The following is an 18,005-nucleotide window of genomic DNA, read 5'->3' as shown; positions in this document are numbered from 1 at the left end:
TCGAGCTTTCAAAGGGTTTTACAGTGTTTATACGTTATTTATCAATAGTTTTTTCACTTTCATTACAACAGCTTGTGTGACTGCGCCGCCACCTGCTGCGCCTTTAGAAATGCCACTCAAGCCGCAATTAAAAAGCCAAAGCTATCAAGTAGCCTATGAAACCGAACATGCTTCACCGAAAGTAAAATCAGTACAATTACCAGCGCATAAAATTACTCGTAACCAAACTGTGCAAGTTATTGCCGATAAAGCAAGTGTCACGGATACCCTATTTAAACAAATAACTGATGCATTAACGACTATGAACTTACGTGTCGTTGATCAAGGTAATAGTGATTATACCCTAGCTATACACCAGCTAGAGCTCAACTTTATTGAAGATACCGAATATCAAATACAACCACCAAATAAAGCGTATCCTTTATTTGCGCAAATAACACAACTGTATCCGATCCAACAATGCTCAACCATCAATGCAGAGGTTAGCATGCGCCTGATCCATCGTGCATCGGGTGATGTAGTGTGGTTTGGAAAATCCTCAATCGACAGTGCGAGCTTCCATCGCGAACCACTTATTTACAGCTTCAGTGATGAACAAGTGATCAGTAATGAACTTGAAGTAGCCACTTTTATCCATCAACAAAATACTGAACAAGCACGTCTTGCCCGCGCCAATCAGGAGATCAGTATACCAAGCTATAAAACCATTTCAAAAATGACCAGCTTAACTAAACTTCAAGGACCGTGTAATCGCACTGAAGTGAGTGCTCTAACACCAATGATGCACTATTATCTAAGTAGTATTTTGATCGATAAAATAAAAGTACACTAAGTCAATGTCCACAGAATGACTACTGGCTACAATTTTTTACAGATCAAAGGAACTCTTTGACAATATAATACACTTAACAACTGCTTAATTTATTTGGATCATGGATGCAACGTAAACAACACACTCTACAGAAACTACTGTTATTACTGATCAGTGTGAGTTTATGGAGCACCTCTAACAATGCCAGTAATCGCTATTATGCTGATAACACCTTAGAGCCAACCTCAGGCTTTGCTTGGGATTGGAGCGCGGGTGCGGGCTATTATGTTGAAGATTCTTATCTAGTTGGAATGGATTCTTACAGTGACGGTCTAGAACTTGATATTAACCTTGCTGTTTCTTACGAACGCTTTTATTTAGATATTGATCACAGCCAACTCAGTGGCGGCATCATTATTGGTTATAGCATCATCAATAAGTATAATTGGGATCTTGATATTCTTGGTACCAATATGCAAGCTGGGTTTGATGAAACAGGACTCGACTTTTATAGCAGTGGGGTGGTGCCTGAACTTAAAGGTATACGAACCAGAAAAAGTGACTTTGATACCGGCTTACGCCTTACCCGTCGCTTTGAAAACTCACAGATTTCCTTTGAATACTTACATGATATTTCTAATGCTCATAATGGTTGGGTCGTAAATAGCTTTTTTAGCCATATTTTACCGTGGCAAAACTGGGAGTTTCGCACCGGTGTTGGCATTAGCGCTTACTCAGCAGATTTCAGCAATTACTATTTTGGCATAACATCAGAAGAAGCCACCGCTACTCGTGCTGTCTATCAAACAGACGGCGCCATGAGTATGATTTTTGAATTCCACGCCGAGTACCCACTTAATCGACACTGGGTATTTTTAGGTGGCTGGCTGTCAACCTGGTTTTCAAGTGAAATTTCCAACAGTCCCATTGTATCTCAGGGTTATCAGCATAAAGCCATGGTAGGCGTGCGCTATGTATTTTAAAACCACAGTAATTTTATTACTGTTACTAAACGCAAAACAAATACTAGCCAATGGTGAAGAACCGCATGACAGTAGTTTAATTGCGTTGCCCGACACCTGTGTTGCACTGCGTGAAGGACGCAGTTGCTATGCTGATATAGAGCTAAGCTGGCAACAAACTAGCATCGGTAATTACTGTTTACGTGATGCAACATCGAAGCATATTATGCAATGCTGGCTTAGACAAAATAGCGGAAAGTTAAATTATGCTTTTGATTCTGTTGAAAGCATTTCATTTGAGTTAATAAACAGCGATACCGGTAAGATCATTGCATCAACACAAGTACAGTTGCAATGGGTGTATCAAAATCGCCAAAAGAAACGCCGCTGGCGGCTTTTTTAAAACGAGATAAAGCATGGATAATTACGGCACAATATTACTTGTTGAAGATGACGGCTCTTTAGCCCAGTGGGTGGCGGAGTATTTAACTGAGCAAGGCTACACAACTCATATTTGTGAGCGAGGCGACCAAGTTGTCAGTCATGTAAAAGAGCTCAAGCCTGACTTAATTTTACTCGATATTATGCTCCCGGCCAAGACGGTATTAGTGTCTGTCGTGAACTACGTCAATTTTACCAAAGCCCTATTATTATGCTAACCGCTCGAGACGAAGAAATGGACGAAGTGATTGGTCTTGAAGTCGGTGCCAGTGATTACATAATGAAACCGGTCAGGCCGCGTGCATTGCTTGCGCGGATCAAAGCGGCACTGCGCGCCAATAACGACAATTCGGAGTCGCAAACGGATGATACCATTATTCAAGTTGGCTCTTTAAAAATTGATACACAATCTCGCAACGTTTTTATTAATAATATTGATCAAGGAGTTTCCAGCGCCGAGTACTTATTACTGCATTATTTAGCCTGTAACGCCGGGCAAGTTGTGTCGCGAGATGCTGTATTCAAAGCAACCAAGGGTCGTGAATACGATGGCCTTGATCGTAGTGTCGATGTGCTTATTTCTGCACTGCGTAAAAAATTTAATGATGATCCGCAGCAACCTGAAAAAATTAAAACAATTTGGGGGCGAGGCTATTTACTCGTCGCAAGCGCTTGGTGATCGCCGCTAAGGTATACTGGCAAATGCTATGAAAAAGTTTTATCTCTCCTTATTAGCCAGTGCCCTGCTCTCGATCGTAATATTAGGTTGGTTAATTGATGCTTTTAGTCAGCAAACTCATACCTCGCAGGATGAGTTTGGCTTTCAAAGTAAACTTTTAATGGGCTTCAGCCAGCAAATTGCCAGCCAACCCTTCATGCAAAGAGCAGACTACACCGCCTTACTTGCACAACAGTTTTCGTTGGGATTAAGTTATCGAGCCACGCAATCTTTAGCGCTGCCACCATCACTGCTAGAAGAGATCAATGCTGAAGGCGGACTGATTTTAGAAGATCAAGAAGGGTATTACCTACTCTACAGTAATGATTTGCTTGCGCCTTTTCATCTTAAATTACGTTTGGAAAAATCCCACGAACAAGATCAACAAAATGATATGTTACTTACCTTAATGTTTTACGCTGGGTTATGTGTGTTTATGGGGTTTATTATTGCACCATTAGCTAAACGACTAGGCGTGGTTAATGACGCAGCTAAAAAGTTTGCCAGTGGCGACTTACATGCTCGCATTCGGGTATCCCATTTCACTTACATTAAAGATGTTGAGCTTACTTTTAACCGCATGGCAAGCCAGATCGAAAAATTACTCGATGAAAATAAACTGATGGCCTCGAGTTTATCTCATGATATACGCACCCCCATTGCCTGCCTACGATTTGGCTTAGATGCGGCACTAGATAGTCATAACGAAGAAAAAATAAAACATTATTTAAATCGTATGGAAGCTGATTTAGACCAAATGGAATCAATGTTGAAAAGTTATTTAGCATTTGCCACGCTTGAGCAAAAAGCCAACCAACTGACCTACTCACACACTGAGTTAAACAGCTACCTAAGCACCCTAATACAGCAACTAGAGCCTAAGTTAGTACAGCAACAACTTGATTTACAGCTTATCTGTCATGATAATTCTCATATTTATGCAGATTTACACTGGTTAGCTCGCGCAATCACTAATCTGCTTAGCAATGCCTGTGACTTTGCCAAACAAAAAATTATTCTCACGGCATCGATTAAAGAGCAAACACTTATTATTACCGTTGAGGATGATGGCCCAGGTATCGAAGAGCAAAATTGGCACAAAGTTTTTAGCCCTTTTTTTCAAGAACAGAGTCATCGCAATCGGGCCGATCAAAGTTATGGCCTAGGACTTGCCATTGTTGCTAAAGTAGCTGATTGGCATCATGGCAGTGTAAGCGTAAATCGTAGTAAACACCTAACGGGGGCATGCCTTACCCTTAAAATACATAACCCGGAACAGTTGTAACTTTTATGTTACAGTTTACAGCATCGTAAACCACCTCATTATGATTAGATAACAATAACTTAAACAAACAATGTTAACAGCATTGGCATTCTAAATTTTGTAAATACAGTCATGCGTTAATTCTGCACGGCTGCAGCTAAAAATAAGGGCTTTTTATTTTTTAACATTTACAGTAGATTGTCAGCGCCGTCACTATATAGAGAAGAAAAAATAATTATGAGCGCAGTCAGAGGGGAGTTTAGCTCCCGTTTTGGATTCATTATGGCCGCAGCAGGATCTGCAGTTGGTCTTGGTAATATTTGGGGTTTCCCTACACAAACAGCTAGCAATGGAGGCGCAGCCTTTTTAATTGCTTACCTTGTATTGGCATTTTGTTTGGCTTACCCAGCACTGATGGCAGAACTAACGATTGGGCGCCATGGTCAGGCCAATGCGGTTAGTTCATTGCGGAAAATTTCAAATAACCCGTTCCAAAAACGCTTTGCGTTTGTGGTCGGTTTTGGCGGTATCATATGTGCCGGACTGATCCTCAGCTTTTATGCCATTGTCGCCGGTTGGATGATCAGTGCCACTCTAGAGCCCATTGCGACTTTAGTGGGTAGTGAGAGCTCTTCAACTTGGTTAAGTGAACAGTCACTCTCTAGAAACCTTATATTTACAGCTGGGTTTATTATTCTTACTGTCGCAATCATTAGCCGCGGAGTAGAAAACGGCATTGAAAAGTGGTCGAAACGCTTAATGCCCGCACTGCTGACTATTTTATTTGCACTGATTGTTTATGTGCTGATGCAAGAAGGTGCTATGACAGGCCTTAAAGCCTATTTAGTACCTGATTTTAGCTCTATTTTAGACCCTGAATTACTTGTTAGTGCACTGGGGCAAGCATTCTTTTCATTGTCATTGGGCACCAGTGTGATGATCATTTATGGCTCCTACATTAGTAAAAAAGAAAATTTAGTCTCACTTGGCGCCTACGTTACCCTTATTGATGTGTTTATTGCTTTTGTTGCTGGGTTACTAATTATCCCTGCGATGTACGTTGCGCAGGCACAAGGGGTGGAAATATTCTCAGCTACTGGAGAGTTGCTTTCTGAAGACACTTTAGTATTTCAAGTATTACCCGCTCTTTTTGATGGCATGGGCACCATTGGTTTATTCGTTGGCTTTGCCTTTTTTGCATTGATGAGTATAGCTGCACTGACATCGTCTATTTCAATGCTTGAAGCACCGGTTTCGTATGCGGTAGAGCGCTTTGATCTTGGCCGTGTAAAAGCCACTTGGTTAATAGGAACGATTATAGCATTGGTGAGCTTTACGATAGTCCTGAACTTTAATGCGCTGTTTGGTTTAGTTATTGCGCTCACAACTAAATTTGGTCAGCCTATTCTTGGTTTAATGTGTTGCTTGTTTGTCGGCTGGATTTGGTATCGCAACTCACTATTAAACGAAATACAACAAGGCTGCCCAGAAGTTGCTACCAGCCTATTTTGGAAAATATGGCCATGGTATATTAAATTCATTTGCCCAATTGCAATTGGTTTAGTGTTTGTCAGCTCGCTATTAGGCTAACTCAAAAAACCGCTCTTTACACGGAGCGGTTTTTTAAAATCATATCTTGATGTGCAATACCATCTTCTAAATAAGGCTCGCCAATACACTGAAAACCCAGCGACTGATAAAACGCGAGTAAATAGGTTTGCGCGCCAATGTATATATCCTTGTTCGGCCAATGCGTAAAGCAACACTGGATCGCCTCTTTAACCAATAACACTGCCAACCCCTTACCCCGTTGTGATTTTTCAACCAGCACGCGACCAATAGCGCTGTACTGCTCATTTTTCTCATAACAACGTGCGTATGCAGCTAATTGTTCAGCCTCGAGCCAATAGAGATGCTGAGTTGTTGCAGTGCAATCGATATCGTCTAATTCAGGGTATGGGCATTGCTGCTCAACTACAAATACATCGACCCGCGTGCGCATGATAGTAAACAGTACCTGCGCAGACAGTTGAGAAAATGGTTTTGTTGTTAATCGCATAAAAACTCCTAACATAAAAAAAGCCCAGTCAATACTGGGCTACTTATTACGCTTAGCTAACTAACCGAGCTCTGAATAGCTAGGCAAGCAAACGTTCTAATTGATCACATAAATGCGAAAGATTAACGTGATCATGTTCAATCGTCAGGTCAACATAGCCATCACCACGAAAACCACGGTCAAGCTCAATTAAAACATGAGTTTTATGAGCTTCAGGCACAAACGATAGTTCAATCTCTTGAATACCGAACAAGCTACGGCTATTTGGTTTATATTCCAGCTCTTGATAACAACCAGAGACAGAGTTAAACGTACTAGCACGTAAGAAGCCCTTTTCAACATCCGCTTTTACCAAGCTAAAACCCAGTTTATCCATCGCTTGCATAAAAGTAGTTACGGCATCATTTGGATAAATATGAAGATGATCTTTATCCGTAGGATCAAGTGCTAAATCAATATCTAAACCTGTTTCAAGCCACACATGTGATTGGTTATAACCGGCGTTGATTTCGGTGATCGGTGTTTCTGAATGTAAGCGCGCTTCAAACGGAATGTGTTTTTGTTGACCAGGTTCAATTGTACCAATATCGGTTATACGCCACTTATCAATAATATGATTGGTAAAATAAGCACCGTCTTCACCTTCCACTTTTACGCGCGTCATTAATGCTAAATCAAGACCTGTTATTGCTTGGCTAACATCCCCTGCGGTGATCACTATTTGGGCATTAAATAGTTGCCCAGGTTGTAAATGCTCAGTTTCAAGCACGGTATCTACTGTTGCTGCACCAATACCGACTGATGCAAGAATTTTTTTAAACATCTATTTCTCCTTAAGCTTAATTCACCTAAACCTGAATCACGCTTAAATTCCTTTGTTACTGCATCTTAACCATATTTAAAAGCTGCTGTCAGTGAAAAAATAACTATTTTTTGAGTTTTTAGCAGAATAATTAACTAAACGAGTATTTTTCATACACAGGTATATCTCTATGCGCGCAATTTATATGCATAATATACACGAATGATTTTCAAAAATGCTGATATTTCGCTACACTAGGTAACCAAATGAAGTGATATTAAGAATTATGGAACTATTATATTTTGCTGTCGCATTTGTGTGTGGCTTTGCCGTGTACCAACTTAAACTTCCTCCGCTAATCGGTTTTTTGATTGCTGGCTTTGTACTGAACTTATCTGGCTTTAAAACCACTGAGCTACTTAATACGATTGCTAATTTAGGGATCACGTTATTACTATTTAGTATTGGTCTGAAACTAAAAGTTAGCCATCTTATTAAGCCACAAGTTTGGGCCCCTGCCTCTTTACATATTATTATTAGTAGCGCTATTTTTTGCAGTTTGATGCTGTTCTTAGGCGCACTTTCGTTGCCATTATTTGCAGACCTAAGTTGGCAAAGTGCGTTGCTTGTTGGTTTTGCTTTTAGCTTTTCTAGCACAGTTTTTGCTGTAAAAGTACTTGAAGAACGTGGCGAAATGGCCAGCCTTCACGGCAAAATAGCCATTGGTATTTTGGTTATGCAAGATATCTTTGCAGTGATATTTTTAGCCATCAGCACAGGTAAAATCCCCAACGGTTGGGCTTTTGCGCTATTAGTTGCCTTGCCATTATTACGCCCAGTCATGTTTTGGGTGTTAAATCGTTCTAAACATGGTGAGCTATTACCTTTGTTTGGCTTTTTCTTTGCACTTGTCGTTGGCTATCATGCATTTGAATTTGCAGGCTTGAAAGGTGATTTAGGCGCGTTGATCATCGGTATGATCTTTGCTCCTCATAAAAAAGCCAGTGAGCTTGCAAAATCACTACTTAATTTAAAAGAAATTTTATTAGTTGGGTTTTTCTTAACAATTGGTTTAGGTGCTGATCTGACGCTCAACTCATTACTTATAGCGCTTATTATTGTATTGGTGCTACCAGTCAAAGTTGCCTTGTATTATATACTAACGAATGCCTTTAAGTTACGCGCTCGTACCTCCTTATTGAGTGCATTTACCTTAGCTAACTACAGCGAGTTTGGCTTGATAGTCTGTATGGTTGCTGCCAGTAGCGGGTTAATCACATCTGAGTGGTTGGCTGTTATGGCTATTGCAGTATCAATGACCTTTATCATTGCATCCCCACTAAATAAACGTTCAAACGAAATTTATGTAAAAATCGAAGCTTGGCTCATACGTTTTGAAAGCCCTACTCGCTTAGCAGAAGAACTTCCTGTGAACTTAAATGACACCAAGATTGTTATTTTTGGTATGGGTCGTATTGGCACCGGTGCATATGAAACAATTAACATCACCCATCCTGGCGTTGTAGCTGGAGTAGACATCAAGCCAGAAGTGGTCGAGAAGCATGTTTCACGAGGCCGTAAGGCGCTCTTGGCAGATGCAACCGATCCAGACTTTTGGCAACGGGTAAATCACTCCCATGTAGAGATGATCATGCTCGCGATGCCGAAACATATGCAAAACATTTTTGCTTTGGAGCAATTGCGTGCTTCGGGTTACCAAGGTCAAGTTACTGCCATTGCTAACTATCCAGATCAGCAAAAAGAACTTGAAGATATGGGAGTTGACTCTACTTATAACTTCTATTTAGAGGCCGGTAGTGGCTTCGCTGAGCATGTAAAACAAAAATTATTTCCATAATATAAATAAAGTTCTCAGCACCACAAAAGGTACTGAGAACTATTTTCATTTAATTTTCATATCCTTATATATAACCGCCTGAAACAACGTCGCAAAAGTCCCCAAATAAGAGTCAAGCGCATTTACAAAGCTTTACATCCAGATTGGCATTTACCCATGAAAAAAGAGTAAACTGCATTTGTTGAGTAATACGTAAGTATCTATTTTTAGCACAAAAAAAGCCTTCTCGTGTTTTTGAATACGTATTTATCGGCATTTTGTCTTTTGCTATTAAATAAGGTTTTTAGATGAAGAATAAGTTTGCTACACAGTTTCAGACAGTGGCGGATGATGTAAATAACCCAAAACTGGTTGAGCTTCAAAATCGTCTTGATGAAATACAAAGAAATGGAATGACAGCGTTAACAATGCGCGCAGTGCTATTTCAAAAAATGCTCGATATATATCAAGTGCCGGAAAATCATTTCTTACGTGATAGCGAAACACCAAGCCGCATCGATGATCCGTCAATTATAAACAAACTTAAACAACTTGGATTTACCAAAAAGCATCAATATCAGATCCATTAGTAAATTATGAGGGCCTACTCCCCTCATTAAATAGGCTGTTTCTTGCCCGTCACAGCCTATTTTCTCACCCTCTTTTGTAATACACTTCACGCATAATCTAGCAAATTAAGTTAATCATGGATCCAGAGCTTTTAAAAACAGCGATCAATACAAAAATGCCATTTGGTAAATACGCAGGCCGCCCTTTGCTGCTATTACCAGAACCATACTTGGTCTGGTTTAAGCAGCAAGGATTTCCTCACGGCACACTCGGTGCTCAATTAGCAATGATGTATGAAGTTAAACTCAATGGCTTGGAGCAGATGCTCATGCCGCTTTTAAAAACACATAAATAAATTAAAAGTAATAAATAATGGAACTTACTTAGCAAAGTGAAGTCTACTCTTTTGCTACTTGTTGATTTTGGTTTTAACCGCAGAAAAGCGCCTATTAGGCGCTTTTTTTTGAGTATCAATTTAGCCACAGATATAGCAATAGAAAAGGAGTTACTTACCCTGAACTCTGGTTACTTAGGCAAATAGATTGTAAATTTGGCGCCACCTAATTCTGAATTCGATATCGTACAGCTGCCTTGGTGCCAAGACACTATTTTTGCCACAATGGCTAAACCAAGCCCAAAGCCTCCAGTCTTTTTATCGCGACTTTTATCAAGTCGGGCAAAAGGTTTAAACACTGCATCCCATTGTGATTGTTCAATGCCAGGGCCATCGTCTTCGACCGATAAAATTAACTGCCCAGTATTTTCAACTAAGCTAATTCGCACTTCGTGACGAGCATATTTCAACGCATTGCCTACTAAGTTTTGGATACTGCGGGCGATAAAGTGACTGTCACAAGTGTAACTGCATAAAGCTGGTAATTGCATATTGAGTTTTATTTGCGTAGCAAAATCAAGTTTAGTGACAACACTTTCTACTAGCTGCACTAAGTTACATGTTTGCACCGTAAGATTAGGTTGTTGGCTATCAAGGCGAGCATAATCAAGCATTTCTTTAACTAACGACTCTAACTCCACAATATCTAATTGCATGTTATCGATATATTCAAAGGCTTTTTCGTCAGCTACTTTATCCTCAAGCATTGCCAACGCAAATTTTAAACGTGCCAGTGGCGTTCTAAACTCATGCGATACCGACGATGTAAGTTCTTGTTGAGCGGTTAATAAATGCTGAATACGCTGCTGCATAGCACTTAAGGTGTCGGTAATTGGTAAAAAGAATGATTTCGAGGTGGCGCTCAGCTCAAAGTCTTGTGATCCACCAACGGCTTCACAGGCCAGTCGCAACTTAGCAAAATCACGCCACAGTAAAAAACTCCATAAGCCAACAGGGATCCCAACGACACACAATAATAATAGATAAGGCCAAACGGATGAGAATACTGGCGCAGAAACGGTAATTGGACCCACTTGCAATAATTGCTCATTATCAACAACGATATACCAGATAGCTCGCTGTTGTTGATCAAATAGATAAATATAATTATGTAGGTTAAGTTCTTGTTGTTGTTGTGCGGGCAACATTAGGTCTTGTTTTTGTACTATTTCACTTTGAAAGCGAGTGGCTATTTTAGTAAGCCCTTGCGGGGTTTGCGCTAATAGCCATAGGGATTGACCAAACTCATCATCGAGCGCAATTTGTTGTTGACTGTCTTCATAGGGCCAAAGTTGTTCAATTACCCCACTGACTAAAAACAGGGAAACTATAATATACACATATAAACTTGCAAATAGTTTCCCCATTAATAGTTACATACCCCATGCATCGGAGACAAATAAGTAGCCTTGTCCCCAAACGGTTTTAATACGGTATGGTTTATCGCTGTTATCACCTAATTTTTTACGGATCCGAGATACACGTACATCTACGGTGCGGTCTAATCCATCATATTGGCGACCAATCATGTGTTGATGAACATGTTCACGACTTAGTACTTCACCGGAATTTGAAGCTAATAACCACAGTAATTCAAATTCATGGGAAGTGAGGGTGATTTCGTTATTCTTTAAGCGAACAATACGGCTGGTTTTATCAATACATAAATCGCCAAATTGTAATTCTTCTGGCGCTTTTACTGATGCTTGGCCACGGCGTAATAGCGCATTAATACGGGCAAGCAATACTCTTGGCTCAGCTGGCTTAATAACATAATCATCGGCACCAAGTTCCAAACCAATGACTTGATCAAAGTCTTCACCTTTGGCGGTCAACATTAATATTGGTAAGCTAAATTTATCTCTGACTTGACGACAAACACTAAAGCCATCTTTACCTGGCAGCATCACATCGAGGATCATCAAATCAACCGGATTGTTTTCAAGGTAACTAAACACTTCATCGCCACGGTCTAGCACCGCCACTTCAAGGCCATTATTTTCAAGATAGTCACGGGTTAATTGCTGTAACCCTAAATCATCTTCTACAAGTAAGATCTTTGCCATTTGCAGCTCCAAGATTAAAAAAGCTCCACGGAGAACGTAATCGGCGCCGAGTTGTTTTAGCGCGAGTGCTCTGTACTTCAATGCGTGTTGTCGCCAGTAATTCATCCGTGTGAGGATTGACTAGGAGTATATGGTTTCAACCTGAACACGCGCTTTATGATTGAATTCTTCTAAGGTAACCTGTTGCCAACATTGCAGTTGTTGATCTTCGCTGTATAAACAAACGTCCATTTTATGGGGCATATTTAAAGCAAATTTTACATCAACATCGCAAAAGTCTTGTTGTTCGGAAACCACACAGACTTTTGGAGTAACTGTTAATATATCTTTTTTTGCGACAGCTAACTTTGGCCATACCAACAAAAAAATGACGCACGCACCAAGTTTTAAATACTTCATATTAAAAAATATGATCAAACCCTATAAAGGCAGTCAGAGAATACGTTTGTTCAAACAGCGGACTGTCGTCAGCTAAGGCGGAATAATCATAATAAGCCAGATGAAAACGCAATGAGTTGGCTCCATTTAAGGGCCAGCGGGCATCTATTTTAGCATAAGGCTGCCAACTACTGCCAACCTCAATTGCACGAACTGGAGACTCTTTTTCTGTTACGCCATAAAAATATGCATTCAGTGCTGCCGATTTATACCAGATGCCAATAGTCGGCTTAATCTGTAACTCACCAATGTTCTTGTGCATTTGCCACTGCAGTGCACTTCGCCACCCGTCATACACTCCGGATACATCAGCTAATGCCTGCACGGAAAATACATGCTGCTGATAGCTATAATGGTAACTCAGGCCAGCATCGAGTGCCCATTTACGTTTATCAAGCTCACTGATATCTAGACTAGGTTGTTGGATTTGAAGTTCATTTTCACTGTTCGTAAATGAACTTTCTGATCTAAATGCAAAAATGTTACTTGGATGCCAATCAACAAAAAAACGAGTTTCCGAATTAAACTCAGTGACTAAATTAAAGGTATGTGGGGAGTCTTGTATCAGGCTATAGCCTAAGCGACCATTATCAAAAAAGAACTGTTCACCGTAATAAGCTATATCTGGGATCAACACTAATGGTAAATCACCTCCACCAGCTAATGGATTTGTTATGACTCCTAATCCCGTGTTAAGGCTCAAGTGCCACTGCCCTGTTGTTATATCCTGCACAGGCTCAATTTCTGATGGCTGTGCAAAACAAGGTACTGTAAGCCATACAGAGATGCAAAGCGCAGTAAGAATATTAACTATCGACTTCATTGTTGTTATTTATGCCAAAAGAGACAACCCAATATCGTTATCATAGCAAGGTATTAATAACTAATCCCTAGACGATTACAATCATTCACACTTTTGATACATATGGAACGATTCAAGGTAAATAAACTTTACATCTGCGTATTTAGACTCGGCTAAGGAGCTAAGCTATTAACGTTTTTCAGTGATTGAGCAATCTCCCATAATGCATTTAACGCGGCATCTGGTAACTCTTTACGTAATACTGCCAAACCAATCTCAAACCCGGCAGGGGCCTCTTTTTGATCACTGATCACCTGAACGCGATCTTTTAATGGGCTATTATCTAAAACAATTTTTGGCACCATGGCAATGCCTAGCCCTAAACTCACCATTGACACCATAGCTTCATGCCCCGCTACTTGCGCATAGATCTTTGCATTAATACCGTGCTTACGCCACCACAGCTCTAACCTTTGACGAGTAAAACCTTGCTCTGGCACTATAAACTCAAGCTCAGACCAATCTATCTTATCGCCAAACTGGGCCAGTTTTTCAGTGAGCAACGACGGAATACGTGGCGCGATAAATACCAAGGATGAATAACCAATACTGGCAAATGCAATTTGCGTCGGTAATTTATCAGGCTTTGCGGCAATTGCCATGGCTTCGTGTCCGTCAAGCACACGGTTTATTGCCACTGCGGGATCGCCAGTATTAAGCTTTATTTCTATATGTTGATGTTGCAAACGCAGTTGCTCTAATAGTTGATGCAAAAAACTATAAGAGGCAGTTACTGAACAGTAAATGCTTACTTTACCGTAAATAGTTTGCTCAGGATTTTGTACATTTGCTCGAAAACGCTGCCAATTAGCTAACGTAGCCGTTGCATAGTCGATAAACGATTCTCCTTCAGCTGTTAGCTTTACACTGCGATTATCGCGACTGAATAATGCGACTCCCACTTCATCCTCTAACTGCTTAATATTGCGACTTAAGGTGGGAGCACTTATGTGGCATAACTCGCTGGCACGGGCAAAATGTAAGGTTTTGGCAAGAGCCTGGAAATAATGTAATCGTTTATGGTCCATAGTGATCCCAACCGTTAGCGGTTATTAATTAAAGCATTTCACTTTTTGAAATACTTTAATGCAAATATATCATTTTACGCAAGGGTAAAAATTCCTTATGGTGACTTTAAGCAAGGCAGCAAGCGCTTGCATCTAACAAATACGAAATTTATAGGATACTAACAATGGCGAATTATTTTAATACTCTTCCTTTACGCGAGCAGTTAGCACAACTAGCACAATGTGAATTTATGGATCCGGCTGAATTTGCCGATGGTGTTGAAGCACTTAAAGGCAAAAAACTTGTTATTGTTGGGTGTGGTGCACAAGGTTTAAACCAAGGACTGAACTTACGAGATTCAGGTTTAGATGTTGCCTACACATTGCGTGATTCTGCAATCAGCGAACGTCGTCAATCATTTCTTAATGCGTCAGAAAATGGTTTTACTGTAGGTACTTACGAAGAATTGATCCCTACTGCTGATGTTGTGTTAAACCTAACACCTGATAAACAGCATACTGCGGTTGTAAACGCAATCATGCCGATGATGAAACAAGGCTCTACGCTTGCTTATTCTCATGGCTTCAATATTGTTGAAGAAGGTATGCAAGTACGTGACGATATCACCGTAATAATGGTTGCACCTAAGTGCCCAGGTTCTGAAGTTCGTGAAGAATATAAGCGCGGTTTTGGAGTACCAACACTGATTGCTGTTCACCCTGAAAACGATCCTCAAGGTCATGGCTTAGCACAAGCAAAAGCGTATGCAGCGGGTACTGGTGGCCACCGTGCAGGTGTATTGAAATCATCATTTATAGCTGAAGTTAAGTCTGACTTAATGGGCGAACAAACGATTCTTTGCGGCATGTTACAAACCGGTTCAATCTTATGTTTTGATAAGATGATCGAAAAAGGTATAGACGCCGGTTACGCATCAAAACTAATTCAATACGGTTGGGAAGTGGTTACTGAAGCACTTAAATACGGCGGCGTTACCAATATGCTTGACCGTTTATCAAACCCAGCGAAAGTAAAAGCGTTTGAATTAAGTGAAGAATTAAAAGTAATCATGCGCCCGCTTTACAATAAACACCAAGACGACATCATCGATGGCACGTTCTCTCGTGTAATGATGGAAGATTGGGCGAATGATGATGCAAACCTTTTGAAATGGCGTGCAGAAACAGCTGAAACAAATTTTGAAAAAACCCCAGCAGGTGATGTTGAAATCACCGAACAAGAGTTTTTTGATAACGGTATCTTGATGGTTGCAATGGTGAAAGCCGGTGTGGAATTAGCGTTTGAGACCATGACTGCAGCAGGTATTATAGCTGAGTCAGCATATTATGAATCGCTACATGAAACGCCATTAATTGCCAATACCATTGCACGTAAAAAATTATTCGAAATGAACCGCACAATCTCTGATACAGCAGAGTATGGTTGTTACTTATACAATCACGCATGTTTGCCACTGTTACAAGACTTTATGCAAAACATCGATACTGATGTGATTGGTAGAGGCTTAGGCGAGCGCTGTAATCATGTTGATAACCAAACACTAATTGCAATCAACAAGTCGTTGCGTGAGCACCCTGTTGAAATAATTGGTACCAAATTGCGTGGCTACATGTCAGCAATGAAGAAAATTGTTTAACCCTGGAAAGTAACAATTTCGCTTGTTAGAAACCAAGCCCACATGCTAAACGCAGTGGGCTTTTTCATTTTATTAATTTGCCTAAAGACGCCTTAGCGTAAATTATAAACTGAGTACTTACTCTATTAGATGATGAACTGTATGAAAAAAACATGCTAAAATACCCTCATAATTTGTAAAGTCAGTACCCACAATGCCGTATAAAAGTCTTAGTATCACACGTAAGATCACTATTTTAGGGATCGCTATTGCCTTGTCAGTCGCCAGCTTAATTGGCATTACGGCGCTGTTATCCGCCAAAACCATTATCGAACAACGGATGATACAATCTGAGTTGCCCAGTAAACTACACGCAATCAATAACTATATAAGCTTAGAGATCAATGAATTACTCAGTGCGGCAGAACAAGTATCAAGTAATCATTTTATACTCGCGTGGGCAAATAGTCGTGATAACAATGATGACGTTTTAATCAAAGAATTAAATCGTCTGGTAAAACAATACGGCTTAGCAACCGCATCATGGGCAAATCGCGATACCGCGCAGTACTGGAATCAAGATGGCTTTTTAAGAGTATTAGATCGGCAGCAAGATGGCTGGTTTTTTGATTTTAAAAACGCCAACCAAGCTTACTCTATTAGCTTATATCAAGAGCCTAATGGCGACACAAAAATGTTTGTTAATCATCAACAGATCAATGGCATCGGCTTAACCGGACTGGCAAAAAGTATTGATGATATGCAGGCACTACTGAATAAATTTACTATCGAGCAGACTGGCTTTGTATTTATTACTGACGATAAAGGCGTAATTAAACTCCATCAAGACGTTAATAAAGTAGAAAAAACAAATCTAGATAGCTTGTATGGTCATCAAGTAAGTGGTCAATTATTAACAAGCAATGAATTTAACTTGCAAGAAGTCGAACTCAATGGCGACACTTTTTTCCTTGCGGCGAGTCCAATTAAAAACACTCAACTCTATGTGGTTGCACAAGTACCAAAAGCAGAAGTGTTTGCGGGATCACCACTTTACAATGGCAAATTTTAAGTTTTGCTATCGCAATTGCGCTGTTGGCATGTATCGTTAGTTTTTTACTGGCTCGTTCGTTAGCTTCACCGCTATCAAAAATGGCAGAGTTATTTACTCGTTTAGGGTCTGGTGATGCCAATCTAGCTTATCGTTTACCTCACAGTGACCAGCCTGAGCTATTAGCATTAACGAATGGTTTTAACCAATTCATTGATAAAATTGAAACCGCTATTGCGCAAGTCTCCCACGAAAGTTTAGAAATTCGTCAAAGCTCAGATCAGGTATTTACTCAAGCCAAACGTAACTCACAGGCAATGGACAACCAAAAAGAGCAGACTATCTCTGTTGCAGCAGCAATCAACGAAATGGGCGCGACAGTGCAAGAAATTGCCCACAGCGCCGCAACTGCCGCAAAACTGACCGAAGATAGTAAAGCGAATACATTACAGAGCCACCAGCAAGTAGTGCAAAGCCAACAAAGTATTACCGCATTAGCCAGTGATATTGACACAATTGCGGGACAAGTGACTGAGCTTGCTAATAAAACCCAGACTATTGCCAGTATTGTTGACTCTATTCGTGGTATTTCAGAGCAAACCAATTTATTAGCACTAAATGCAGCAATTGAATCAGCACGTGCTGGTGAACATGGCCGCGGCTTTGCCGTAGTTGCGGATGAAGTACGAGCCTTAGCCAACCGTACGTCACAATCAACGACTGAAATTCAATCAATGATTGAAGAGCTCGCGAAAACAGCTACCAATGTGGTTGAACATATTGCCCAGTCCAAAGATAAAGCTCAGTACAGCGTAGCAACAATGCAAAGCTCTGTGCAGTTGCTTGATGCCATTACCAATACCGCTAATGAAATTAATGATATGGCAACCTTGATTGCAACAGCTACTGAAGAGCAAAGTAGTGTGGTTGCTGACGTCGGCCGTAATATTGAACAAATTAGTGAGATCAGCGATATGGCAATGCGAGAACAAATTGATACCGAGCAGGCGATCAAAGGACTTGCAACCAGCGCACAAACCTTAGCAAGTTTAGTCGCCACCTTTGAAAAGTGCTGACACAGTTTGT

Annotated in this window: 15 protein-coding genes and 3 pseudogenes; 11 read left to right on the top strand and 7 right to left on the bottom strand. The window is 40.5% G+C overall.

Features of this window, described 5'->3' with window-relative positions:
• The first annotated feature begins 76 nt into the window (after positions 1-76).
• The 6 genes and pseudogenes from P4S61_RS14790 to P4S61_RS14765 all read left to right on the top strand — a co-directional run bounded on the left by P4S61_RS14790 (position 77) and on the right by P4S61_RS14765 (position 5,786).
• On the top strand, positions 77-832 hold the full coding sequence (locus P4S61_RS14790; protein ID WP_442961566.1) for a hypothetical protein: 756 nt from the start codon (positions 77-79) through the stop codon (positions 830-832).
• A 104-nt stretch (positions 833-936) separates the two neighbouring features.
• On the top strand, positions 937-1,794 hold the full coding sequence (locus tag P4S61_RS14785) for a MipA/OmpV family protein (RefSeq protein WP_337118544.1): 858 nt from the start codon (positions 937-939) through the stop codon (positions 1,792-1,794).
• A complete protein-coding gene (locus P4S61_RS14780) occupies positions 1,784-2,176 on the top strand; it encodes a DUF3019 domain-containing protein (protein WP_145239213.1) in 393 nt (130 codons plus the stop codon). The genes P4S61_RS14785 and P4S61_RS14780 overlap by 11 nt, the downstream gene beginning before the upstream one ends.
• Positions 2,177-2,189: 13 nt before the next feature.
• Positions 2,190-2,893, top strand: a pseudogene (locus tag P4S61_RS14775) (response regulator).
• 28 nt (positions 2,894-2,921) lie between these two features.
• A complete protein-coding gene (locus P4S61_RS14770) occupies positions 2,922-4,217 on the top strand; it encodes a sensor histidine kinase (protein WP_145239220.1) in 1,296 nt (431 codons plus the stop codon).
• A 216-nt stretch (positions 4,218-4,433) separates the two neighbouring features.
• Positions 4,434-5,786 carry a sodium-dependent transporter gene (locus tag P4S61_RS14765; protein ID WP_145239223.1) on the top strand — a complete coding sequence of 451 codons (1,353 nt, stop codon included), beginning with the start codon at positions 4,434-4,436 and terminating at the stop codon, positions 5,784-5,786.
• A gap of 16 nt (positions 5,787-5,802) precedes the next feature.
• Here P4S61_RS14765 and P4S61_RS14760 read toward each other — a convergent pair whose 3' ends face one another.
• Together P4S61_RS14760 and P4S61_RS14755 are read right to left on the bottom strand one after the other, a co-directional pair.
• A complete protein-coding gene (locus P4S61_RS14760; protein ID WP_145239226.1) occupies positions 5,803-6,255 on the bottom strand; it encodes a GNAT family N-acetyltransferase in 453 nt (150 codons plus the stop codon).
• 79 nt (positions 6,256-6,334) lie between these two features.
• Positions 6,335-7,078: a sporulation protein gene (locus tag P4S61_RS14755; RefSeq protein ID WP_145239228.1), complete on the bottom strand. Its 744-nt coding sequence runs from the start codon at positions 7,076-7,078 to the stop codon at positions 6,335-6,337.
• Positions 7,079-7,343: 265 nt separating this feature from the next.
• On the opposite strand from P4S61_RS14755, the gene P4S61_RS14750 reads away from it, so the two are divergent.
• From P4S61_RS14750 to P4S61_RS14740, 3 genes are all read left to right on the top strand, one after another.
• Positions 7,344-8,915, top strand: coding sequence for a cation:proton antiporter family protein (locus tag P4S61_RS14750; protein ID WP_145239230.1), 1,572 nt, complete (start codon positions 7,344-7,346; stop codon positions 8,913-8,915).
• Between the two features lie 287 nt (positions 8,916-9,202).
• The gene (locus tag P4S61_RS14745) at positions 9,203-9,484 is read left to right on the top strand and encodes a hypothetical protein (RefSeq protein WP_145239233.1); all 282 of its coding nucleotides are present in this window, start codon (positions 9,203-9,205) and stop codon (positions 9,482-9,484) included.
• Positions 9,485-9,600: 116 nt separating this feature from the next.
• The gene (locus tag P4S61_RS14740; RefSeq protein WP_145239236.1) at positions 9,601-9,819 is read left to right on the top strand and encodes a DUF3820 family protein; all 219 of its coding nucleotides are present in this window, start codon (positions 9,601-9,603) and stop codon (positions 9,817-9,819) included.
• 170 nt (positions 9,820-9,989) lie between these two features.
• On the opposite strand, the gene P4S61_RS14735 is transcribed toward P4S61_RS14740, so the two are convergent.
• The 5 genes and pseudogenes from P4S61_RS14735 to ilvY form a co-directional block, all read right to left on the bottom strand.
• Positions 9,990-11,225, bottom strand: a complete 1,236-nt coding sequence (locus P4S61_RS14735) for an ATP-binding protein (protein ID WP_145239239.1) — start codon at positions 11,223-11,225, stop codon at positions 9,990-9,992.
• Between the two features lie 6 nt (positions 11,226-11,231).
• Positions 11,232-11,924 (bottom strand): response regulator, encoded by a 693-nt coding sequence (locus P4S61_RS14730; protein ID WP_145239242.1) that lies wholly within the window; start codon positions 11,922-11,924, stop codon positions 11,232-11,234.
• A pseudogene (locus P4S61_RS14725) lies at positions 11,896-12,323 on the bottom strand (DUF3019 domain-containing protein). Before P4S61_RS14725 ends, P4S61_RS14730 begins: the two are co-directional and overlap by 29 nt.
• Before the next feature lies 1 nt (position 12,324).
• The gene (locus tag P4S61_RS14720; RefSeq protein ID WP_337118543.1) at positions 12,325-13,185 is read right to left on the bottom strand and encodes a MipA/OmpV family protein; all 861 of its coding nucleotides are present in this window, start codon (positions 13,183-13,185) and stop codon (positions 12,325-12,327) included.
• Between the two features lie 152 nt (positions 13,186-13,337).
• On the bottom strand, positions 13,338-14,252 hold the full coding sequence (gene ilvY / locus P4S61_RS14715; protein ID WP_337118542.1) for an HTH-type transcriptional activator IlvY: 915 nt from the start codon (positions 14,250-14,252) through the stop codon (positions 13,338-13,340).
• A gap of 164 nt (positions 14,253-14,416) precedes the next feature.
• Here ilvY and ilvC point away from each other — a divergent pair, with 164 nt between their 5' ends.
• Both ilvC and P4S61_RS14705 read left to right on the top strand, forming a co-directional pair.
• On the top strand, positions 14,417-15,889 hold the full coding sequence (ilvC, locus tag P4S61_RS14710) for a ketol-acid reductoisomerase (RefSeq protein WP_182731024.1): 1,473 nt from the start codon (positions 14,417-14,419) through the stop codon (positions 15,887-15,889).
• A 193-nt stretch (positions 15,890-16,082) separates the two neighbouring features.
• A pseudogene (locus P4S61_RS14705) lies at positions 16,083-17,995 on the top strand (methyl-accepting chemotaxis protein).
• Positions 17,996-18,005 lie beyond the last annotated feature (10 nt).

Source organism: Pseudoalteromonas sp. B160 (assembly GCF_037162485.1).
GTDB classification, from domain to species: Bacteria; Pseudomonadota; Gammaproteobacteria; order Enterobacterales; family Alteromonadaceae; genus Pseudoalteromonas; species Pseudoalteromonas rhizosphaerae.
Note: the sequence above shows the minus strand (reverse complement) of the source record. Positions and strands in the feature narration are given on the sequence as shown.

Coding starts and splice junctions, on each gene's coding strand:
- P4S61_RS14740 (WP_145239236.1), top strand. CDS start 9,601: ATGGATCCAGAGCTTTTAAAAACAGCGATCAATACAAAAATGCCATTT.
- P4S61_RS14770 (WP_145239220.1), top strand. CDS start 2,922: ATGAAAAAGTTTTATCTCTCCTTATTAGCCAGTGCCCTGCTCTCGATC.
- P4S61_RS14760 (WP_145239226.1), bottom strand. CDS start 6,255: ATGCGATTAACAACAAAACCATTTTCTCAACTGTCTGCGCAGGTACTG.
- P4S61_RS14745 (WP_145239233.1), top strand. CDS start 9,203: ATGAAGAATAAGTTTGCTACACAGTTTCAGACAGTGGCGGATGATGTA.
- ilvY (WP_337118542.1), bottom strand. CDS start 14,252: ATGGACCATAAACGATTACATTATTTCCAGGCTCTTGCCAAAACCTTA.
- ilvC (WP_182731024.1), top strand. CDS start 14,417: ATGGCGAATTATTTTAATACTCTTCCTTTACGCGAGCAGTTAGCACAA.
- P4S61_RS14755 (WP_145239228.1), bottom strand. CDS start 7,078: ATGTTTAAAAAAATTCTTGCATCAGTCGGTATTGGTGCAGCAACAGTA.
- P4S61_RS14735 (WP_145239239.1), bottom strand. CDS start 11,225: ATGGGGAAACTATTTGCAAGTTTATATGTGTATATTATAGTTTCCCTG.
- P4S61_RS14765 (WP_145239223.1), top strand. CDS start 4,434: ATGAGCGCAGTCAGAGGGGAGTTTAGCTCCCGTTTTGGATTCATTATG.
- P4S61_RS14730 (WP_145239242.1), bottom strand. CDS start 11,924: ATGGCAAAGATCTTACTTGTAGAAGATGATTTAGGGTTACAGCAATTA.
- P4S61_RS14750 (WP_145239230.1), top strand. CDS start 7,344: ATGGAACTATTATATTTTGCTGTCGCATTTGTGTGTGGCTTTGCCGTG.
- P4S61_RS14780 (WP_145239213.1), top strand. CDS start 1,784: ATGTATTTTAAAACCACAGTAATTTTATTACTGTTACTAAACGCAAAA.
- P4S61_RS14785 (WP_337118544.1), top strand. CDS start 937: ATGCAACGTAAACAACACACTCTACAGAAACTACTGTTATTACTGATC.
- P4S61_RS14720 (WP_337118543.1), bottom strand. CDS start 13,185: ATGAAGTCGATAGTTAATATTCTTACTGCGCTTTGCATCTCTGTATGG.